At 41.3% G+C, this 23,404-nt stretch carries 15 protein-coding genes; 9 read left to right on the top strand and 6 right to left on the bottom strand.

Annotated elements, in window-relative coordinates; translation table 11 throughout:
* The first annotated feature begins 268 nt into the window (after nt 1–268).
* The 7 genes from ESY88_RS01285 (at nt 269) to ESY88_RS01255 (ending at nt 11,830) form a co-directional block, all read left to right on the top strand.
* Nucleotides 269–1,324, top strand: coding sequence for a Fe(3+) ABC transporter substrate-binding protein (locus ESY88_RS01285; RefSeq protein WP_147085035.1), 1,056 nt, complete (start codon nt 269–271; stop codon nt 1,322–1,324).
* Nucleotides 1,305–2,969, top strand: a complete 1,665-nt coding sequence (locus ESY88_RS01280) for an ABC transporter permease (protein ID WP_147085034.1) — start codon at nt 1,305–1,307, stop codon at nt 2,967–2,969. The genes ESY88_RS01285 and ESY88_RS01280 overlap by 20 nt, the downstream gene beginning before the upstream one ends.
* A gap of 2 nt (nt 2,970–2,971) precedes the next feature.
* Nucleotides 2,972–3,985 (top strand): ABC transporter ATP-binding protein, encoded by a 1,014-nt coding sequence (locus ESY88_RS01275; protein ID WP_147085033.1) that lies wholly within the window; start codon nt 2,972–2,974, stop codon nt 3,983–3,985.
* 528 nt (nt 3,986–4,513) lie between these two features.
* Entirely contained in the window at nt 4,514–6,307 is a 1,794-nt protein-coding gene (locus ESY88_RS01270; protein WP_223270676.1) for a mechanosensitive ion channel family protein, read from the top strand.
* A 286-nt stretch (nt 6,308–6,593) separates the two neighbouring features.
* Nucleotides 6,594–11,057, top strand: coding sequence for a chemotaxis protein CheB (locus tag ESY88_RS01265; RefSeq protein WP_147085032.1), 4,464 nt, complete (start codon nt 6,594–6,596; stop codon nt 11,055–11,057).
* Nucleotides 11,058–11,059: 2 nt separating this feature from the next.
* Entirely contained in the window at nt 11,060–11,428 is a 369-nt protein-coding gene (locus ESY88_RS01260; protein ID WP_147085031.1) for a response regulator, read from the top strand.
* A gap of 24 nt (nt 11,429–11,452) precedes the next feature.
* Nucleotides 11,453–11,830 (top strand): response regulator transcription factor, encoded by a 378-nt coding sequence (locus ESY88_RS01255; protein ID WP_147085030.1) that lies wholly within the window; start codon nt 11,453–11,455, stop codon nt 11,828–11,830.
* Nucleotides 11,831–12,366: 536 nt separating this feature from the next.
* On the opposite strand, the gene ESY88_RS01250 is transcribed toward ESY88_RS01255, so the two are convergent.
* Entirely contained in the window at nt 12,367–12,600 is a 234-nt protein-coding gene (locus ESY88_RS01250) for a hypothetical protein (RefSeq protein ID WP_147085029.1), read from the bottom strand.
* A 78-nt stretch (nt 12,601–12,678) separates the two neighbouring features.
* Entirely contained in the window at nt 12,679–13,473 is a 795-nt protein-coding gene (locus ESY88_RS01245) for a DUF2797 domain-containing protein (protein ID WP_147085028.1), read from the bottom strand.
* Between the two features lie 98 nt (nt 13,474–13,571).
* On the opposite strand from ESY88_RS01245, the gene ESY88_RS01240 reads away from it, so the two are divergent.
* Together ESY88_RS01240 and ESY88_RS01235 are read left to right on the top strand one after the other, a co-directional pair.
* Entirely contained in the window at nt 13,572–15,095 is a 1,524-nt protein-coding gene (locus tag ESY88_RS01240; protein WP_147085027.1) for a GH3 auxin-responsive promoter family protein, read from the top strand.
* 214 nt (nt 15,096–15,309) lie between these two features.
* Entirely contained in the window at nt 15,310–16,155 is an 846-nt protein-coding gene (locus ESY88_RS01235) for an SdiA-regulated domain-containing protein (protein ID WP_147085026.1), read from the top strand.
* A gap of 1 nt (nt 16,156) precedes the next feature.
* On the opposite strand, the gene ESY88_RS01230 is transcribed toward ESY88_RS01235, so the two are convergent.
* The 4 genes from ESY88_RS01230 to egtB all read right to left on the bottom strand — a co-directional run bounded on the left by ESY88_RS01230 (nt 16,157) and on the right by egtB (nt 23,364).
* Nucleotides 16,157–17,482, bottom strand: coding sequence for a DUF2254 domain-containing protein (locus tag ESY88_RS01230; protein ID WP_147085025.1), 1,326 nt, complete (start codon nt 17,480–17,482; stop codon nt 16,157–16,159).
* A 9-nt stretch (nt 17,483–17,491) separates the two neighbouring features.
* On the bottom strand, nt 17,492–21,202 hold the full coding sequence (locus ESY88_RS01225; RefSeq protein WP_147085024.1) for a metallophosphoesterase: 3,711 nt from the start codon (nt 21,200–21,202) through the stop codon (nt 17,492–17,494).
* A 76-nt stretch (nt 21,203–21,278) separates the two neighbouring features.
* Nucleotides 21,279–22,217 (bottom strand): L-histidine N(alpha)-methyltransferase, encoded by a 939-nt coding sequence (locus ESY88_RS01220; protein ID WP_147085023.1) that lies wholly within the window; start codon nt 22,215–22,217, stop codon nt 21,279–21,281.
* A 1-nt stretch (nt 22,218) separates the two neighbouring features.
* Nucleotides 22,219–23,364, bottom strand: a complete 1,146-nt coding sequence (egtB, locus tag ESY88_RS01215) for an ergothioneine biosynthesis protein EgtB (RefSeq protein ID WP_147085022.1) — start codon at nt 23,362–23,364, stop codon at nt 22,219–22,221.
* Between the last annotated feature and the right edge of the window lie 40 nt (nt 23,365–23,404).

Genomic DNA, 23,404 nt, shown 5'->3' with positions numbered 1-23,404 from the left:
TCAAATCAAGTCCCATCGAATATATTTTTAGTTCCACACATCTGCTCATGCTGTTGACCTTATTTTTTTTGGTACCAGTTTCCCGTTAGGTTCTAGTCCATATAATATGCCAAAGGTTTGCGCATAGATCGACCACGGCCTATGTATTTGGCCTCCATCACTGTAGGAGACCCATCTAAACAAGCTGGTTAATTTATTGTTATGAGTCGCGTTGTTCTATTTGTATCCATTCTAAATTGTTATCTTTGTCCTTCAAAATAAATAACTCATGAAGAACTTAATATTAGCCGTAGCTGCTTTTTCCATATTGGCTGCGTGTAAAAACGAGAGCGAGAAAAAAGACAATGCTACGGCGGAAGAAATGGCGAAAGACCAGGTCGTAAATGTATATACGCATCGGCATTATGAGCCAGACCAAAATATCTTCAAAATGTTTGAAGAAAAGACAGGTATCAAAGTAAAAGTCATCAATGCCAGTGCCGATGAATTGATTCAGAAAATGAAAATGGAAGGGAAGCAATCGCCTGCCGATGTTTTGATAACCGTAGATGCTGGGCGATTAAGTCGGGCTAAAGATGAAGGTTTGTTACAGAGTGTAGAGTCTGAAGTGTTGGAAAATGCCATTCCTTCATATTTGAGAGATGTTGATAACCAATGGTTTGGATTAACCAAAAGAGCACGAATTATAGCCTACGCAAAAGACAGAGTGAATCCAGAAGATCTTTCAACCTATGAGGATTTGGTAAATGAAAAGTGGGAAGGAAAAATTTTGGTACGGTCTTCTTCCAACATTTACAACCAGTCTTTAATGGCCTCCATCATTGCCAACAATGGCGAGGAGGAAGCGAAGCGCTGGGCTGAAGGCATTGTTGCAAATATGGCACGATCTCCAAAAGGCTCAGATAGAGATCAGGTAAAAGCGGTGGTAGCTGGAGAAGGCGATCTTGCGTTTGTAAACTCTTATTACATTGGTAAAATGTTGAATTCCCCAGACGCTGAGGAAGTGAAAACCGCCCAGCAAATTGGATTGTTTTTCCCCAACCAAGAGGGCAGAGGCACACACGTCAATGTAAGTGGAGCAGGAGTTGCCAAATATGCACCAAACAAAGAAAATGCCATTCGGTTTATTGAGTTTTTGATCAGCGAAGAAGCACAGCAAATATTTACCGATGCCAATTACGAGTATCCCATTATAGAAAGTGTTGCCCCAGTTAAGGACATCAAGGCATGGGGAGCTTTCAAGGAAGATACTTTAGGATTGAACAAATTAGGAGCAAACAATAAAAAAGCCGTTTTGATTTTTGATGAGGCAGGGTGGAAATAAAAACAAAGCATTCTCCTTAAAAACGAGACTCAAAAGATTAAAAAGAGATAGTAACAGATGGTCAGTATTTACGCTGGCCATTGTGCTTTTCTTGGCTTTGCCCATTGTGTTTATTGGGGTAGAGCTGTTTTCTGGGCCTGGGGAAACTTGGGGTCATATTGTTGAATACCTATTGCCAGATTACATTTGGAATTCCCTGTACCTGGTTTTTTTCTGTAGTATTCTTGTTTTAGTTTTAGGCGTGTCTTCTGCGTGGTTTGTGTCCCGTTTCGACTTTCTTTTTCGGAAGCAAATGGAATGGCTGTTAATCCTTCCGTTGGCGATTCCTTCCTATATTGTGGGTTATGCCTATGCAGGGATTTTCGATTACGGCGGAAGCATGGATCTTATATTCCGACAACTCAACCTCGACTTTGTGCGCATTGATATCATGAACAGGGCGGGTCTCGCATTCGTATTGAGTATTTCGCTGTTTCCCTATGTGTATGTGAGTGCGAGGGCATTCTTTCTCAATCAAGCCAATAATCTTTTGGAGGCTTCTAAAATGTTGGGCGTTGGGGAAGCAAAAACCTTTTTCAAACTCATGTTGCCACTGGCGAGACCAGCCATTGTTGCGGGATTGGTCTTGGTGTTGATGGAAGTGCTCAACGATTACGGGGCTGCCAAATATTATGGCGTCAATACGTTTACGACAGGAATTTTTAGATCTTGGTTCTCATTGGAAGAGCCTCAAACAGCGGTCTATTTATCGGCTTTATTGATCCTCATTATTTTTGCATTGATCCTTTTCGAAAAATGGCAAGTGCGTAAAGTGAAGTTTACATCTGCAAAAAGCAACAGTACTCAAATTCAGAGAAAAGAACCTAAAGGCGCTATCAAGTGGGGCATCTTTTCAGTCGTGTTGCTACCTATTCTTTTAGGCTTTATTTTGCCAGTTGCACAGTTGATTTATTGGGCTATACTAACGGCATCCACTGTTTTTGATTTTAGGTTTATCGTTTTGTCCTTGCAGAGTTTCGGAATCGCCATTACTTCTGCTATTATTACAGTATTCTTCGCGCTTTTATTGATTTACTTTTCCAAATGGAGTGCGCTTCGGTTCATTAAAAATGTTGCACGTGTTGGGGTTTTGGGCTATGCCATTCCTGGAGCTGTGATTGCCATAGGGATTATGATACCCACTTTAGCCTTAGACAAATGGCTCATTAAAATGCTTGGCAATTTTGGGATTGATTCTGGCTTAATCATCAATGGCACATTAATCGCTCTGTTTTATGCCTATGCCGTTCGCTTCTTGGCTGTGGCTTATAATCCGATAGATTCCACAGCCTTGAAAGTAGACAATTCCATTCCAGATTCTTCAAAGGTTTTGGGCGTGGGAAATCTAAAAACCTTTTTTAAGATTGAATTCCCACTGATCAAAACTGGCGTGTTCAGCGCCGTGATTTTGGTGTTTATCGATGTCATGAAAGAGTTGCCATTAACCCTCATTTTAAAACCTTATCACGTTGATACTTTAGCAGTGAAAGCCTTTGAATATGCCAGCGATGAGATGGTCATGGAAGCATCGATTCCCTCACTTTTCATTATCTTTACAGCCATGATTCCCGTGATATTTTTAAATAAATTATTGATTAAAAAATAACCATGTTAACAATTGATTCGCTTTCCAAAAGTTTCGACAAAGGCAAAAATTACGCCATAGAAGATGTGACCTTCAACTTGATGGCCGGCCATGTGTGTGCCATTGTAGGGGAAAGTGGAAGTGGGAAAACAACTTTGGTTCGCTTAATTGCCGGACTCGAAAGACCAGATCATGGAAGTATTGCAATGGACGGAAAAGTGATTGCCTCCCTAAACAAATTTGTGCAACCTGAGAAAAGAAAGATTGGATTGGTGTTTCAGGAATATGCACTTTTTCCGCACTTGACCATTTTGGATAATATTTTATACGGAATTTCAAAAGTAAAGCACAAGAAACAGAGGGCACAAGACATGCTTGATTTGGTGGGTTTGGATGATATGGGCAGCCGCTACCCACACCAACTTTCAGGAGGGCAGCAGCAGCGCGTGGCCTTAGCAAGAGCCCTAGCTCCCGAGCCCTCACTATTGATTTTGGACGAGCCTTTTAGTAATCTCGATACCATGTTGCGTACACAGTTGCGAAACGAGGTGTTTGATATCATTAAAAAGACGGAAGTCACGGTGTTGTTTGTTACCCACGACACCCAAGATGCACTTTCTGTAGCCGATGAAATTTTGATATTACAAAATGGCAAAGTCATTCAAAAGGATGTGGCATCAAACCTATACGTCAAACCCAGCACCTTATATGTGGCTTCATTATTTGGAAGCACCGTTCACATCAACAAGAACTTGCAGAATGCCTTTCGTTGCCCTTTAAAAGAAACTTGTTGCCATGCCATCCGGAACGAAAAGATTAAAGTGAATCCGTCCCCAGACGATTTTGATTGTGAATACCTAACAACGGCCCAAGTCATTAAAAAAATTGAACTTGGCGATTCCATCCAATTGCTATTAAAGCTCGAGTCTGGAGAGCAATTAACCGTAATGACCCAGGATAAAAACATTGCCGATACCATTAATATTGGCTTCAATTCGAAGGATATTTTAGAATTTGATCAGGAACAGGAATCTTAGAAGCTTTAGACCACGACGCTAGGTTTTTTCCTATTAGACCATTCTAAAATGTGTTTCCATAAGTGCTTTCAATTTTTTTCTGAAGGAAATTTAAATGTTTTTTTAATTGAAGACCTTGACTGGATATTGAAAAAGGTTCTAACATAGCGCTCTCTTTTCAGCCATTAAGATAGCGTGATTTAATCGAGTCCAACAACACTTTAGCTCAAAACCCGAACGAGTTCGAAGTAAACGGGGGTAAATGTTTGCCCTCCCACTATAATAAATTATACCTAATGCTAGGATAATTTACAATATAGCAATATATTATTCAACAGATTTTTTTCTAAAAAAACGGACTAATTCGCTCCTTTTGAGAATTCTTGATCGTTCAATTAGGATTATTACCTAAAACCTTCGGTAGGGTAATCTCACCAAAAAGTATGGCAATACAAGATGGGGAATTAATAGGTTCATCTTTTTCATAGTCCTTCGAAGCAACAGAAAAACTGTAGCGTCAGTAGTCATAATTCTTAAAAAATAGATCGTTTGAAAACAATAATTGGATTCTCAAAGTATGACAAGCAAGTCTCCATAAAAACTATGGTAAACGCTTTTCTATTTATTCTTTTAAGCAATATGGTGGGAATAGGAGTTTACACTGCAAAAGCTCAAGACTCAACCAGCACCAATGTGCCTTCAAAAGATAGTACCATAGTAAAGGCTAATATTAAAACAAGTTCATTTCAGGGGTCTGAAGAGAATTATTATGTTATTCAGCATAGAAATCAATTTTTTGATCGCTCGGAAATGAGCGTGAACAGAGAAACGCCCCAAGCTTCTCTTGAAAATTTTATTTTGAGCGCAAGAAATGCCGATTATCTCAAGGCTGCCCATTCCTTCAATTTAAATTTAATTTCTGATGATGTTTCTAATGAACAAATAGAGCAATTAGCCCAAAAACTCTACATCATCATCAATAAAAATGTCTCTATTGATTGGGACAAATTATCTGAGAGACCTGATGGGCAGGTCGATAAAATATTCGCTAAAAATAAGGCGGTTGCCGGAGAACCACGAAAGAGCATCGCTTTTGGGAAATTAAATCTCAAAGAACGAGATGTAACCCTGAGACTCCAACGGGTAAAATACAAAACCGAGCCGCCATACTGGGTCATTTCTGCCAATACTGTGGAACATATTGACGCACTCTACGCTGCCTATGGGCCTACCAAAATGGTTCAACTCGTCCCAGATGGTTGGGGATTGAAAGGAGAATTTTTAAAAATACCTATTTGGAAAATCGTTGGATTATTTATTTCAATGGGCATAGCCTATGGCTTAGGTTGGATCACGATGCTCATCTTGAAACGCATCTTTGGTAGATCAAAGTGGGAATGGATATCTTCTTTCTCTTCGCGCCTAGCGATACCTGCTGCATATTTCGTTGGGATGCTTGCGCTATATTTGCTTTTGAACAACTTAATAGTATTTAGCGGCGATTTTGCAAATTGGTTTTATACAATGCTTTTGATTGCAACAGTAGTATGTGGTACTTGGTTTATTATGCGTATTTTAAATGCCTTTATCTTTTATATGGCAGAAAATAGAACCGATGATATCTATGCCGAAGAAAACTTAGAAAGCCGTCAAGTCCTAACCCAACTATCAGTAGCCAGAAGGGTGGTGTCATTCATTATTTTTTTGACAGGAACTGGCATCATTCTTTCTCAATTTGAAAGTTTCAAAAACTTGGGGACAACACTCTTTGCTTCTGCCGGGGTTGCTACCATAATTATTGGTATTGCTGCCCAAGGTACTTTGGGTAACATTATTGCGGGAATTCAAATAGCAATCACTAAACCAGCTCAAATTGGTGATTTGGTATTATTCGATGGTCAATGGGGCCATGTGGAAGACATTGGTTTTGTTTTTATGATCGTTAAAACTTGGGATGAAAGAAGAATCGTTACACCGCTTAAAAGTGTCATCTCAAATTCATTTGAAAATTGGTCAATGCGTGGTTCAAAACAAATTCGTTCCATTGATATTTATACCGATTATAGAATAAACATCCAAAAAGTGCGTGAAAAATATGAAGAACTCTTGAAAGAATCCCCAACCTGGGATAAACAAATCTCCCCCTCCGTGCAAGTGGTGGAATCTACTGAAAAAGCCATTAAGATTAGAGCCTTGTGCAGTGCTAAAGATCCTTTTACCGCTTGGAATTTACAGTGCGAGTTAAGGGAAAAACTCATAGCGTATATCTGTGAGTTGGAAGAAGGTTTGGGATTGCCAAAAGACAGAATTGCCTTGGAGTCCAGAGATGAACCTGATCAATAGCAGATATGCTTCTGAAACATGGAGATGGTATTGAGGTGGTATTGGCTTAGCACTTAAAATTTGTTATGTTCAATAATTGCTTCTAATTCATAGATTCAACCTGAATTTGGAAAAACAGTTATTTTCATTTCATTAGCAACAGCGAGCATATTTTTGTAAATTACAGCATTAGTGTTCGCTTAGCATTATAGAGTACTATAAAGCAATCGCCTACTGATTCAATAATATAATCCTGAGGGTTTTCAATAGCTCCACATCGTTTCCCTAAGTTAAAACATGCAAGAAAGTGAGCCAAAAAGAGAACAAACAAGAAGAGTCCTTAGAAAAATCCAAAAATAAATTTCCAGTTGTCGGGGTCGGTGCGTCAGCAGGTGGTTTGGCGGCATTTAAAAAATTACTCAGCGCAATCCCGGAAGATTCAGGAATGGCCTACGTTTTGGTACAACATTTAGACCCTAACCATGACAGCCTCTTGCCAGAGCTTCTCCAAAAGGCCACCAAGATACCGGTATTGGAGATTACCGATGACATTAAGGTAGCACCCAACAATATCTATATCATCCCCAGCAATAAAATGCTGCTGGCAACCGAAGGCGTGCTAAAACTCAACCCACGCCCGGCACCAAAGAGCAACAACATAAACCTTCCCATAAACCTTTTCTTCAATTCTTTAGCGCTTGTGCATCAATCCCATTCCCTCGGTGTCGTGCTTACGGGAACTGGGTCAGACGGCACTGCGGGCCTTGAGGCCATCAAGGAGCAAGGCGGGATGACCTTTGCCCAAGACGAAGCATCTGCCGAATGGAAGGACATGCCCCGCAATGCTATAGATGCCGGTGTGGTGGATTTTATCCTTCCGCCAGAGAACATACCAAAAAAAATAATTGCTATGCTCGCCAAGCTTGATAAGGACGGGCAAGAAAAGGACCCCGTTTCAGAACCTGATGAGCAGGCATTTCGCCAAATCCTTAGTCTGTTGCGCACCCGCAAGGGAACAGATTTTACCTATTACAAGCAAACCACCATCCACCGAAGGATCTTACGTAGGATGGGCATCAACAAAAACAAAAAGCCTAGCAACTATTTGGACTATTTAAGAGACAACACGGAAGAACAGGATTTGCTTTACCAAGACCTGCTCATCCCTGTGACATCCTTTTTTAGGGATTCCGATATTTTTGAAAAGTTGTGTGAATCCATCTTGCCCAAAATTGCGCAAAACAATAAGGACAATTCCACCATACGCCTTTGGGTAGCAGGATGCAGTACGGGCCAGGAGGCTTATTCCTTGGCCATGTGCATCAAGGAATATTTGAATGCTCACCCAGAACTGTACAAAACTTCTGGAGCATCGTCAAAAGAAAAAATACAGATTTTTGCTTCAGACATCAGCGAGCCGGCCGTTGCGATAGCCCGTAAGGGAGTCTATACCAAGGACGAGGTCGATGGCGTAAGTTCAGAGCGCTTGAAGAAATTTTTCAGCAAATACAACGGAGGGTACCAGATTAATAAAGAATTGCGGGAGCTCTGCGTATTTGCAGTGCATAATTTTTTAAAGGATCCGCCTTTTGGCAGTATGGACCTGATCAGCTGCCGCAACGTACTGATCTACTTTCAGCCCTACCTGCAGAAAAGGGCGCTTACCACATTTCATTATGCGCTAAAAGCAAAAAGCTATCTATTGCTGGGGAAATCGGAGACAACCGGCAGTACGTCAGATCATTTTACAGCGGTTAGCAAAAGCGATAAGCTATTCCTGCGGAATGATGTCCATGGAAAATTAATGTTTCCCTACAGCCAGCAGCATGATCAAACATTACACAAAGGGAAAAATAGGACAACTGCTATAGAAAATAGACGCACCGACTTTCAAAAAACGGCAGATGAGTTGTTGCTGAGCAACTACACCCCCGCCAGCGTGGTGGTTGACGAAAGCATGGACATCGTGCTTTTTCGAGGCAACACCGGCGATTATTTAGGACAAAAGGGAGGCGCTCCAAGTCATAACCTCATGAAGATGGCGAAGGGAGGCCTAGCTTTTGAGCTGCGCAATATCTTGCACAAGGTAAAAAAGAGCAATGCTTCGGAAAAAAAGGAAGAGATTCCGTTTCATATTAATGACAACAGGCAGTTGATTGCCATAGAAGCCGTCCCGCTGCCCAATATGGAAGAATCCCACTACCTTATTTTATTTTATCCACCTCTGGCACCTGCGAGTTCGACCAGTGGAGGCAAGCGTGATAAAAAGGATGAAAAAGACCTGCGGATTGAGCAATTGGAAAACGAACTTGTGCAAAGTCGAGAAGATATGCGAGCCATTTCAGAAGATCAGGAAGCCGCCAACGAAGAACTGCAAAGTGCCAACGAAGAACTGTTGAGTAGCGGAGAGGAGCTGCAAAGTCTCAACGAAGAGTTGGAAACTAGCAAGGAGGAATTGCAAAGTACCAACGAAGAGATCACTGCGGTCAACCAAGAACTCATTGGCTTAAATGAGCAGGTAACCGACGAGCGCAATTTTGCCGAAGGCATCATCATGACCGTGCGTGAACCTTTGGTGGTGCTGGACAAAAACCTCAAGGTCATTACCGCAAACGAATCCTTTTATAAAACCTTCAAAGTAAACGAAACCGATACAGAAGGCAGTTTGATCTATGAACTGGGCAATAAACAATGGAACATCCCTGCATTGCGAAACCTGCTGGAATCCATACTCCCAGAAGCCGAAAGCTTTTTCGATTTTGAGATGATCCATACTTTTGAGTCCATCGGGGAGCGCACCATGCTCTTGAACGCCAGGAAAATAAAAGGAGAGCGCGAATCCAGAAAAATGATCTTATTGGCCATTGAAGATATTACGGAAAAAAAACGCCTTCTACAGAGGGAGCAGGAACTTTTAGAGAAATTCAAAAATCTTGTGATGCAGGCACCAGTAGCCATCATGCTTTTGAGCGGCGAAGATTATCAGGTAGAATTAGCCAACGATTCTTACCTGAGTTTGGTGGAAAAAGACAAGCACCTTATTGGTAAGAGCATCTTCGAATCGCTTCCAGAGTTAAAAACGCAAGGCATCAAAGCGCTTTTTGATGAAGTAGTAAAGAGCGGGGAACCTTATTTTGGCAAGGAAGTGGAAGTGAAAATTAACAGGAACACAAAGAGCAAAAGAGGATTTTATAACTTCGTGTACCAGCCAATGAATGATGGCGATCCGGCAGCCACAGGAATTATGGTCATAGCCATGGAGGTAACTGAGCAGGTGCTCGCCCGTAAAAAGATCTCGGAAACTGTGCACAAGTACAATGAAATGATCTATTCGTCTCCCTCCCTGATGGCAATCCTCGAAGGTGAAGATCTTACACTTACAGTGGCAAACGATGCCTTTTTGGATCAACTGGGAAAAGGGAGAGGGGTTATTGGCAAACGATTCCTAGATTCGGCACCAGAACTGGAAGAACAAGGATTGGGCGACCTTTTACGTGAAGTCTATAAAACTGGAAAACCCTATCACGCCCATGAAAGGCGCGTAATTTTAGTACGAGACGGCAAAAGAAAACTTTCCTATTACAATTTTGTGTTCCAACCCCAACGGGATATTCAAGGAAATGTTGTTGGGGTGGCGATTATCGCCAGCGAATTTACCGCACAGGCCGAATTCAATAAAGAAATAAGGGAAAGCGAAGCCCGCTACCACCAAATGACAGAATTGGTGCCAGACATGATCTCCAATGCCACTGCTGCTGGGGAGGTGTTTTATTACAACAAAGCTTGGACAGATTTTACGGGATGGGATATGAAAAAGCTCATAGAACAGGGCTGGGAAAAATTGATTCATCCAGAGGAATTGCCCACAGTGGAACAAAACTGGAATAGCGCGCTGAAGGCCGAAAACGCCTTTGAAATGGAATTCAGAATCCTTGACAGAAATGGCGATTATAAATGGCACATTACCCGATCTATCCCTGTAAAGGATGAAAACGGAAACATCCTTACGTGGTTAGCCGCAAATACCGAAATACACAAATTAAAGGAAGAGGAGAAACGCAAAGAGGGCTTTCTTAAAATGGTAAGTCATGAGCTCAAAACCCCAATCACCTCTATAAAGGGATACACACAGCTCCTGTTGAGTTTTTTGGAAGACGATACCGACATCCAATGGGAATCGCTGCCCATAAAACCATCCTTGCAACGTATTGATAGCCAAATTACCAGGTTAACACGATTGATTTCTGAAATGTTGGACCTTGATCGGCTTGAAGACAATCAACTCCTTTTACAAAACGAAGTATTCAATTTAAACGAGCTCGTCGAGGCCACCATTAAGGATATTGAATACGCCCACAAACAAACCAACATTCGATTGAAGATAGAAAGCGCTTGCCAGGTCCATGCAGATAGGGACAGGATAGGGCAGGTGCTTATCAATTTTATTACCAATGCCATCAAGTATTCACCAAATGACCAAAACGTTGAAATCAAGGTCTTTCAAACAAATGATAAAACGGTTTCAGTAAGCGTAAAAGATCATGGTATTGGTATTGAAAAGAAGGATCAACAAAACATTTTTAAACGTTTTTACCGTGTAAGTGGCAAGAATGAGGAAACCTTTGCCGGTTTTGGGATCGGGCTGTATTTGGCCAAGGAGATGATAGAGCGGCACAAGGGTCGGGTAAAAGTGAAGAGCAAAAAAGGAGAGGGTTCAGAATTTATATTTACGCTGCCCGTCCATACTAAAACAAATGAAAAAAAGGAATAAACATGATTAAAATATTGGTGGTTGATGATGATCGCATAATTGGGGAAATGCTAAAATTCATGCTGAGCTCTAAAGGCTATTTGCCAGTGATCTCAAACAAACCTGAGCAAACGATCGATAACATACTCCAACATGACATTGATTTGGTCATGTTGGATCAATTTATATTTGGCGTTAGTGGTGCAGCAATTTGCAAGGAGCTACAGGAAACTGAAACTACCGCCCACCTACCAATACTCATGATGTCTGCAGATACTGCAGTTGAAACAAAATGTTTGTCGGCCGGGGCCACAGATTTCATAGCCAAGCCCTTTGAGATGAAACTCCTTTTTTCAAAGATTGAGGCTATGTTACAACAAGCAACGGGCTAATGAGCGCACTCTAAAACAATCAAAATGAATAAAGTTTTACTAGTCGAGGACGATCTTAATCTTGGCATTATGATCCATGACCTGCTTGAATTAAGTGGATATGAGGTAAAGCTCTTAAGGTTGGCAGATCAAACCATCAAATGTCTTCAGCAAGATCAATTTGACTTGGTAATAATGGATAAGCTATTGAACGGCATGGATGGGACGGTTATCTGCTCTGAAATCAGAAAAACAGATACTATTTCAGATACACCAGTCCCCATGATGTCTGCTCTTGATGGCGCCAAGACATTGTGTATTAAGGCTGGAGCCACAAATTTTATAAGTAAACCTTTTGAGATAGAGGATTTATTGGCGAAGGTCAAGGATGTAATCCGTCACGAAACGGATATTGGGGATTGAAGGATTCCCTGCTAGCGCGAGCGCAATGTCATTAAGTTGAGGTCATTGAGCGAGGGGCCTTTTTTTTTAAATCCGTGATCATAATTATATTTCAAAGCGGCATTGACTACCTGCTAGCGCGAACGTCCCGCTCGTGACCGTTTGAGTAAGATCCACTATAAAAAAACATTTACGGAACAAGCAAGAGTCTTGCACTAGCAAAAAAAAGCAAGACAAGAGTAGAAAATACAAATTTCATAATCCAACTCAGCCCTGCTAGCGCGAGCGTCCCGCTCGTGACCGTTTGGTTAAGAGCCACCATAAAAAACATTTACGGAACAAACAAGAGGCTTGCACAAGCAAAAAAAAGCAAGAGTAGAAAATACAAATTTCACAACCCAACCGCAGCTTAATTTATACATATAATTCGCCTGCGCTATTAGTAAATCAATACTTTCGGCCCAAGCCCACAAGGTATGAATTGAAAGATGTTCTTTGTATTTCAAGGTAATCCCAGGGGAATAAAACCCTCTGGAGGGATTATAAAATTCGGGATCTTATCTGTAGTTCTTCCGTTCGGTAATTGGGAAATCCTCGTAGAAATCTTCGAAGGTTTTAGTGGTAGTGTATTTATCTCTGAGTACTTTATACACCATAATGACCACAAATACTTGACCAATACAGGTTAAGTAGAACACCCAGTTAAAAGGCATGTCCATTGCCACCGCAATGGTCAGGGTTAATAAAAGTAAAGTCGTAAAGACCACATAGGCCATGGCTGGAATTTTCATAGTGTTTTGTTTTTTATGTTAAGGTACTAAAAAACAAGGGCGTCTGCCTAAGTGGATCTTCTAAAATTTCGTTAATCTTTAGCTTAGGGCCAAGCTTACCACACACCCCTCATTGCCTCTAACATTGAATACACGCTCGTCCTCAAAGATGAGGTACTGCCCTTTGAGGCCTACCAAACGACCCGTATAGGATTTCTCCTTCTCGATATTTAGGCTCTTGGGTTTTTCAGGATATTGCTTAACGGGGAAATGGATTTCGGTTTCGGTGTTTGAGGCGATGTAATAGTCCACAGCTTCCGCCGGAATATACTGTTTCAGTTTTTCGCGCCATTCTACCAAATTCTCATCTTCCACGTCGTTTTTCAGCATTTTGCGCCAATTGGTTTTATCGCCCACATGATTTTTAAGCGCCACTTCAGTGATTCCTGCCAAATAACGATTGGGCACCTCCACAATCTCAATGGCCTCATGCGCACCTTGATCGATCCAACGGGTGGGCACCTGGCTTTTTCGGGTCACGCCTACCTTGACGTTGCTTGAATTTGCCAAATACACGATATGTGGCTGCAACTGCACTTTTTTCTCATAAACCAAATCACGATCCTCTTGATCTAAATGTGCAGTACTCAACTCGGGTTTCATGATCCAATCTGCCGCCTGTGGAATATCAAAAAAACAGCTCTTGCAAAAGCCTTGTCTAAAGATGGGCTTATTCAATGAGCAGTTGAGGCACTGGTGTTTTATAAACTGTAAATGAATGGTTTTATCCAATAACTGATTCATATTCAGGAAATCATTTTCCAGAATGAGATAGTATTGAATGGGTGCCGCCATTTCGGTTTGCATTTTTCTAAGAACACCTTGATATAACATAAAAAAAAGTCTTATTTTTAAATTTTTGATCCCGACCTTGATTTGGAAGCCATTCTACCAAAAACCAAGACAAAACCAACGCTAAAGATACTCTAAAAATGCCGATTCCATTAGTAAATTCGATAGCATCCTGGTTTTTGAAAAAACGCTTTCATCAAATCGACCTGTTTTTAAAGTATCCCAATGAGGTGCAAAACGAATTGCTTTTTCATCTACTTGCCAAAGCAAAAGATACTGAAATTGGAAAACAATACCACTTTGACTCCATTGGCAATTACAGCACATTTGCCGAGCGCGTGCCCATTTCCTGTTATGAGGATTACCAAGATTTAATTGAGCGTTCCCGACGTGGTGAGCATAATATCTTTTGGCCCCACCCCATAAAATGGTTTGCCAAATCCAGTGGCACCACCAATGCCAAAAGCAAATTTATACCCGTTAGCAGCGAGTCTTTGGAAGATTGCCATTACGCAGCAAGCAAAGATCTTTTATGCTTATATCTCAATAACAACCCCGATTCTCAATTATTCACAGGAAAAAGTTTACGCCTGGGCGGCAGCAAGGAACTCTATAAGGAAAACGGGACTGCCTTTGGAGATCTTTCGGCCATCTTGATTGACAATATGCCCTTTTGGGCTGAATATAGCAGCACACCCAGCAATAAGGTTTCCCTAATGAGCAACTGGGAACATAAAATGCATGCCATTGTTGAAGAAACCCGCTATGAGAACGTGACCAGTTTGGCTGGTGTGCCTTCCTGGATGCTGGTATTACTCAATAAGGTGTTAGACGATACTGGCCGTGATAACCTCTTTGACATTTGGCCAAATTTGGAAGTTTATTTTCATGGCGGTGTGAGCTTTGTGCCCTACGTTGATCAATACAAGGCCATTTTACCAAAACAAGATTTTAGGTATTATGAAATCTATAATGCCTCGGAAGGCTTTTTTGCCATACAGGATCAAAATAGTAGTAGTGAGCTCTTGTTGATGCTGGATTACGGGATTTTCTACGAGTTTATAGATATGAGCACTTACGGAAGCTGCCAACCCAAAGTCATCCCTCTAAGTGCCGTGGAACTGCATAAAAACTATGCGGTGATCATCACCACGAATGCCGGACTCTGGCGCTACAAAATTGGAGACACAGTGCGCTTTACGTCTATTGACCCCTATCGCATCAAGGTTTCTGGGCGCACAAAACACCATATCAATGCCTTTGGTGAGGAACTCATCATTGAAAATGCCGAAAATGCCTTGCAACAAGTTTGCGCAATTACCAATGCCGAGATTGTGGAATATACCGCTGCACCTATTTTTATGAGCGGAAGGGCCAAAGGTTCCCACGAATGGCTTATCGAATTCAAAACCTTACCAGAAGACATACAAGAGTTCAATATCCTGTTAGACACCACTCTAAAATCCTTAAACTCCGATTATGAAGCCAAACGCCTCAACGATATGACCTTGAATATGCCTACAATACATATTGCCAGAGAACGTTTGTTTTACGATTGGCTCAAGCGACACGACAAACTCGGTGGCCAACATAAAATCCCCAGGCTTAGCAACAGCAGAGAATATATAGATGAACTCTTGGGGCTGAATGTGAGTGTGACTTGATTTTTTACTGAAACCTGCATGCAAGCCAGTTTATGGTTGCAGCATCAAACGGTTTATTTCCCTTCAAAGTCGCATGACAGTGTAACCAACCTCGAGGCAAACCTCCAGCGGTTTCAATCGCAAAAAAAAGCAATCCCAATCCAGAAGTTTCAGCATTACATAAAGTCAAGCTCAAGAATAATTACTTTAAAAAAAGTTAAAGACGCTCAAAATCATGACCAAATTCAGCTACATCATTTTAGCATTTCCCATACTGTTCAGCGCTTGCCATACCGGCCAGCTTAACAACTTATTAGACCTTCCTGTGTCACTCAAGGAAAACTCTGCATTGGAATACACCAACCAAGATCGTTTATTATGGACTATCGAAGATGCTGGCAACCCCAATGCCCTTTATGCTTTGGATGCCAAGGGCCAATTGACAAAGACCATTGAAATCGAAAATGCCGAGAATATTGATTGGGAAGATCTGGCCAGCGACCAAGAGGAGAACATTTATATTGGCGATTTCGGAAACAACGAAAAAACGCGGGAACATTTTACAATCTATAAAGTGTCTAAACCCGGTAAAGCCATGAAGCGTTCTTCCGCTGAAAAAATCGCGTTTACGCTCCCTAGCACTATGGAGTCACAAGATTTTGAAGCGTTCTTTTTATATGAAAACAAGTTTTACATTTTCAGCAAAGGCACCAAGGAAACCATTATGATTTCCGTAGAAAATAGTATTGGAGACCATGTTGCACAATTGGTAACCACTTCCAAATTGGATGGAAAGGACAACCAAATCACTGCTGCCGACATTAGTGCCGACGGAAAAACGATTGTGCTACTCAACCACGAAAAACTGTGGAAACTGAGCAAGTTCAAAGCCGATAAATTCTTTGAGGGTACTGTGGAAATCATTCCGTTTGGACATACGTCTCAAAAAGAAGGCATCGTATTCATCACGAAAGATGAAGTCTTGATTTCCGATGAGTTGAAAAACAATAATGGTGGCAACTTATATCATTTAGAGCTGAAGGGCAAGAAAAGCGCTGAAGGCACCAACCAAAATAAATAGCCTAAGTGTTAGAATCAAATTTATAATCTGAGGGATTCAAATCTTCCAAGTGCTTTATTATATTATTAATGACCTTGATATCGGCCTCATTTTCATGATTGGCCAACGCGTCTATTTTGAGGTTACGGATTTCGCTGATAATGCTTTCCTTATAATTTTCACGAAGCACCTCCCTGTTTTGAAGCAAATATTGCAACATCGTAAACAATTTTTGCACCACGATAATGTCATGCTTACAATAGGTGCGTAAGGCTGCCATCACATTGTAGAGCAATTGCTCAAAACTTACCGTCCTTACGTAAATGAGTGCCTCATCGTCTTCAGAAAAATAAAAGCTCTTGTTCTTTTTGGTCATTCGCAGTGCAAACAATTCCGTAAGGTAATCAATGGCATTGATACAAGTCCCGGGATCGTTGATGCCTGGTGACATGGCTTTGAGGGCAATTTCTGTAATTTGCTTAAAAGCCAGCACATAATTATCCTCAATCAATTCACTTTTTGAGAACATGACGGCATCCAACAGCTTTTCCTTGAGCTCATCATCAACGTCCCCTTTATACTTGAGTATGGGGATGCCTTTGAGCACATAGGCGCCTTTTATTGGCACAATCTCAATCTTCAGCTGGTGTTCTTCGGCCAACGTGCCAAGCACATTTAAACTCACATCTTGCATGTAACCCGTTTGAGAGGCCATGATTTCATTCCAGTTGGCAGTGTCTTCAAAATCGGTCTCCAAATGTTTTTCAGACTCGACAAGCTTGAGCAAGCGCGCCTGGGATTTCTTAAAAATCTTATCCATGATGGTACCCACTTGGATTTGCTGGGAAATGGAATGGATAAAATAGATAAAAGCACCCAAGCTCATGGTCATAAAGATGATTCCAAGAAGCACAGAGAAGCCTGGCATTTGGTATTTGTCACCGTGTGGTGCGATCGATACCAAAGTAAAGATACTGTACAGTAAAGTACCATTGTAAATGCCCAATATGACCTGATGCCTTTTGTTGGAAATCAATCCTGGCAGCACCCGAGGCGAGAAATTAGCTGAGGCCTGATTCAAAAGGATCATTACCAAAGAGAAACTGAATACCATAATGGAAATCAAACCTCCTATAAATGTGGTTAGCAAGCTTCTGGCGGTCTCGGTGTTATTGACCACCAAGATTGGTGCTGCCTCCACCAAATAACGGGAAATCCCAATGCTTTCTAAATAAATCATAAAGAAAGCGAATGTTACGCCCCCAAGACTTATCAGTGTTGGATAAAAAGCAATATTACTCTCTAGCCGCTCTAGCGTTTTTAAAAATGAAAAATAGTACTGCCTCATGTTGTGTTTTTAAAAATTAAGTCCGAATGTGAAAGAGAACCTCAAACCTTCAGCACCATTGAAAAGGTTGAAGGTGCCCGACAGGCTTTCTGCAGCAGTGATCCAAAGGCCACCGCCATAATCGTTGTGCCATTTATCTGAAAAGTCGCCCTTCAACCAAACGCGACCCACATCAAAACCTCCAAAGACCCCAATTTGCAAAGGAAGCACATTGGTTTTGAAAGAATTAAAGGCATAACGCAAATCAGCAGTCCCCACAAAAGAATTATTTCCCGTAAAACGTTCATCGCGATAGCCTCTCAAACCGTTATCACCACCAAGATTGGCAGCTTGATAGAAAATGATGTCGTTGCCAATTCTAAACTGGCTTCGCACATCGGTTTTCAATACTAACTTTCTATTTTTGGAGATGGAATTATAAAAACCCAGATTAGAATTGATGTAACCAAACGTACGTTCAGAAGCGTCAAAATCTGCTTTTCCACCGAGATTCAACAAAAAGGTCATCCCACGTGTTGGATTTAACTTGTTATCGTAACTCTCATAAAAATACTCGGCTTCCAAACCGCCAAACCAGCGTCTTTCATAAAATTCCTCGTTGGTTTCTGGCACCAAATCGCTTATAAAACGCCCATCAGTCTTCCCTATCTGAATACCTTCAAAAACGGCTCTAAACCCATAATCACTACCAAAGTTCCCCTTTTTGAAAATTCCTGCGCTTGCCTTATAGATGCTGGTTTTTACCCGGTTGTAATCCCGATCCAGCTCATCTTCTGCATTCACGGTTTCATTGCCATAGCCAAAAAAGTTATTGGTAAAATTTTCTGAAGTGAAAGTCCCACCCACCTGCAAATTCCAATCGTCCTTGATGTTGGCAAATTCGCCTTCATAATCCAATGAGATTCCATCAGTGGCGAAAAAGTAACCGCCTTTAAAACGATGCTGTTGGGAAAAGGGGTTGCGTTGAAAACCATATTTGGTTGTGGTAAATGAAACGCCCAAGGCCAAGCCATCATCTGGATTGTAAGCAACGGAAGGCGTTGTGATATTGGTTTTATAGATGTTCTTGCTGTAGTCGAACAAATTCAATTTATAAATATCTGTAAAACGGGTTGTGGCACCTTTATTTTCAACAACCGTGTTTTCTTTACTTTCGTGATCATAAATCTTGACGTGTTTTCCGTTTTTGATTTTATAAGTATCGTTTTGTTGCCCGCCAATAAGACGAATAAATATAGGGTTTTTGCCATTCCCGTTCACTTCAAACACATCGGTATCATCAAGCCCATAAATCCAGATTTCTTTGGTAAGCTCAGCGTCAAAAGTTCTGTCCACAATCACATCGGCTTTTTCGCCTGCTTTAATTCTAGAGATTTTTACATGTGTTTGCTTATCACCAATACGCGTGACTTCAATATAATCATCTTTATCTGTACCTGTTAAAATGGCCAATTCATTGAGGTAATCGTAATACCTATTGGCAATATCCACAAGATTGGACTTTCTTCCTTTAAGCTTTTCCTTGATTTCCTGCAGGGTTTCATCCTGCACCTCTTTGGGCACTTTTGTGAATGCCGTATCAATAACCGCATCGGTAATGTGCTCTTGCAAAAATACGGCATGCTTGATCCATTGTTCACGAGTGGCATTTTGTATCAATACCCGATCGAGTTTAATACCCGCGGCATTCATCCACTTGATATTTTGGAGGTCCTCGTCATAGACTTGCAATTGTTTTGAAGGCCCTACAATAACGCGCATCACCTCCAATAAGGAGCCATCAAAATTAGAAAAGACTTGGTCGCGATCCCTAGGAATGGCCTTATACACCTTATCCCCATTTTCTTGGTCAAATTGTGCCCAACGCCATTGGTCTTGGTGACGGTCCCAATCGCCAATAAGCATGTCAAAAAGGCGTGCTCTTATAAATGTGTTTTCATCGATTTTGTACTTTTCGTCTTTTCTCAATTTTTCAAGGATATCGTGGGTGCTTTCAATATCATCGGCATAACCAAAGTTACGTTCGTTGGTGTAATTTTCTTCGGGACGTTCTTCAATCATATATAATTCGCCACCATAATTGGTATTGTAATTTCCTAAGTACTTATGCTTCGGAATAAAATAGAGCTTCGGATTGGTATGGTAAATATCTGCAGCAACCGATAAATCTGGAATAACAGCAAAAGCATAAGGGTGTGCTGCGGTATAGAAATCCAAGATCAAACCTTCTACCTGGGTTTTTTCAAACTCATCTGCAATATAGGTGTCCTTGAACAGGACGGCTTGCAAATATTGTGTTGCCGATTTCTTAAGGGCTCTCATATTCAATTCACGCCCGTCTTTGGTTCTCAAACGCAAGGATCGTGTTTGGTGGCCTCCACCAGCCCGCATGATTTCCAAACCGCCATAAAGCGTATCTAAAGTAGCTACTTTTACTTTCACTTTTTGGCTATAAACGTCGCGGTAATGTCCTCCCCAAACGGTTTCAAAAAAATCTGATTTTTCGGTTTGTTCTTTGGTATAGACTGATGTTTCCACTTCCTGTGGAAAGCTATCTGGCAGTGTGGAACTATCAAAATCATCTTCAGGAGCCAGCACTTCTTTTACATACAATTTTTTGGGCGCTCCGTTTTCCTCGCCATAGAAGGTAACCCAAGAGCTGCCATCCTTAAAAACCGTCAACTCAGCAAAACCTTGTTCGCCATACACAAAAAGCCCTGTATTTGAGAGTGCTGCATAAGACTCCTTTGCTCCTGAACCCGAAACAATTTGTTTGATGTTTTCCTTTTCGTTGTACTGCAAAGTATGTTCATGACCCGAAACAAACACTACATTTTTGAGATCATAGGCAATTGTTTCGATGCGTTTCATCAACTTATTGTAACTCTCATTATAACGGTCTTGAATAGACACGCCCCCTTGGGTTCTCACTTGAGTGATCAAGGATGCCAAGATGGGAGCCGGTATGTTCTTTTGGGTGGGAAATATGTGTTTTGATATGGCAAACTGCCCGCCATGAACCCCATTGGTTAGCATTGGGTGGTGCATGGCAACGATGACGCTGCGGTTTTGGGCTTTTTTAAATTCGCCATCCAGTTCATCAAAAAACCGTTCTCTGGTCTTGATCTCACATTCATCGTTGATGGTGGGATGTTTGTTCCAATCTTCCATATACCATTGGGTATCGATAACGATCAATTTGATGTTATCACCAATATCAAAAGCTTCCAAAGGGCATCCATTTTCAGGTTGATATGTACCCTTCCCCAAAGCTGCTTCCACATAATTTTCTTCGGCTTTTAAGCCTTTAGGGCCATTGGAATACCAATCGTGATTGCCTGGGATAAAAATGACTTTTCCTTTGAAATTGGATAAACTCATGAATTGGCCATCGAGACCATTTTCAGCCGCAGCCCTTCCTTTTTCGCCTTCCGCAGGCATGCCTTCGGGATAAATATTATCTCCCAAAAAAATGGTGTAATCGTCTTTGGTGTCTTTATCTGCAGTGTATTTGTTGAATAAGGTCAAGGCTTGAGACATGCCGCCTTGAGGCGATTTCCCCGCATCTCCTATGAGGTAAAAGGTTTTGTCAACTTCCTTGTTTGGCAATTGGTTGGTTCTATCGGCTTCATCCTTATATTGTGCTTTATAGGTAGCGCAAGCATTGAAAATCAAGAATAAACTCAAGATTACAGGACTGCGATATGTTCTAATTTTCATAGGATTTAATTTTCTCACCACCAACAGGCGCAAAAATACGATTTTCTTGAGCGTTTCCTTTTTTAGGAGCTCAATTCTATTTTTGCCAGAGACTATCTGTAAAGTAGTACTTACAGTCTAAAAAATGATGTTTGGCCTTGAAATTGGTTCGTGCGGCCAAAGCTTCAATTTGCGGGATGGTGTATTTTTTTGAGAGCTCGGTCCAAATGAGCTCATTCTGTTTAAAATCGATGCTCATATCCAAAGCTTTTAATTGCACAGTTTGTGCTTTGAGGCTCACGAGATAACTTTTCACGTCACCACTCATGGGATCGTAGTGGCAGTAGAAATCGAAATCGTCGATCTTGAAATCGGCATTGAGCTCCCGGTTGATTCTTATGAGCAGGTTGATATTGAAGCGTTTTGAAATCCCTGCATCATCAAAATAGGCTTTAAAAATGGTCAATGGGTTTTTCTTGAGGTCAATACCAATGAGCAGCTTGTCGCCAGCATGCATGTATTTATTGAACAACAATAGCAAAGCTTCCGCATCGGCATCGAGGTAATTACCTATGTTTCCGCCAAGAAACAACAAAAGATTGGGACGTTCCTGTTTACCTATCTTTTTTAGCTCTTTAAAATAATCACCCGTTTTTGGGATGACAGAGAGGTTTGGCAAACGCTCCTTCAATTTGGCATGCAGCAAATCATTGGCCTCTTGCGAAATATCGATGGGCATATAATCAAAATCAATTTTAGCCGCAACCAGATATTCCAGAAGCTTAAAGGTCTTAAAGCCATCGCCGGCACCAAGCTCAATGATGTTGAATGCTTGGTCGAACTGGAGTTGCTCCACAATTTGCTTGGCCTGTAGGGACAAAATCTCAAATTCTGAATCGGTTGGATAATACTCTGGCATTTTCATGATTTCCTGAAAAATGCGACTGCCATTATCATCATAAAAATATTTTGAGGGCAGATGTTTTTCTTCGGAAGTAAGGCCTTCCGCAATGTCTTTTGCAAAGTTGTTGTTCATATTATTTCGCTAGTCTTAGTCCTGCAAATTGCCATCTCAGTTGTGGATGGAAAAAATTGCGGTAGGTTGCTCGGCTATGGTTGGCATAAGTGGCTACGGAAGCTCCTCGAAGCACCATTTGATTGATCATGAATTTGCCATTGTATTCGCCCAGGGCGCCAGGTGCTTTTGTGAAATTGGGATAGGGCAGGTATGCACTGTAGGTCCACTCCCAAAGTTGACCATAATTTAAATGCTTTGATGCCACTTCCCATTCAAACTCGGTTGGGAGACGCATCTGCTTCCATTCCGCAAAGGCAAATGCTTCGTAAAAGCTCAAGTGCATCACGGGCTGTTTTGGATGTACCTTAACAAACCCGTCAAAGGTATAGTTGTGCCAAATACCATCAACCTTGTGCCAATAGGCTGGTGCTTCAATTTGATCTTGTTGTATAAAATCCCAACCTTCAGCATGCCAAAGGTTAAAATCGCTGTAACCACCAGCTTCCATAAACTCTAAATATTCGGCATTGCTTACCAATTGGTCACGTATTTGGAAGGCTTCGAGATGCACTTGATGCTGTCCCAATTCGTTATCATAGCAGAAGCCATCGCCTTGATGACCAATTGCATATAAGCCTTTATCTATTGAAATCCAATTGGCTTTAGAGCTGATTTCTTTGAGCTGGAGGTGCTGTTTCAGCTTAGGAAATGTGGGTTGATTGCCCAAGATGTATTTGATGTCGTAATAAAACAATTCCTGGTGCTGTTGTTCATGTTGTAGGCCCAAAAGAATTACCGCTTTTGCGGCTTCGGAAGGCTTTTCAGCAAAAAAACGGCGCATGTGCTGGTCAACATGTTTGCGATAGCGATACACCTCATCAACAGCAGGGCGAGTCATCAAACCGCGATTGGGTCTCAAAACACGTTTGCCTGCATTGTTATAATAACTATTGAACAAATATGAAAAATCCTCATCATAGATTTCATAGCCCTGTAGGTATTTTACCAACACAAACTGCTCAAAAAACCAGGACGAATGTGCCAGATGCCATTTTGGAGGAGATACAAAAATCGCGGGCTGTACCGAATAGTCCTCGGTTTTTAAACCCTTGCAAATATTGACAAACCTGTTACGGGTTTCAGTATAAGCTGTTTCTAAATTCATAGGTTTGTTGGAAAATTTCAATTGTTACGAAAATAATCGA

This window comes from Subsaximicrobium wynnwilliamsii (genome assembly GCF_007997225.1).
In the GTDB taxonomy this organism is placed as follows: domain Bacteria; phylum Bacteroidota; class Bacteroidia; order Flavobacteriales; family Flavobacteriaceae; genus Psychroserpens; species Psychroserpens wynnwilliamsii.
The sequence above is the reverse complement of the archived record's forward strand: the minus strand, read 5'-3'. Positions and strand labels throughout refer to the sequence as shown.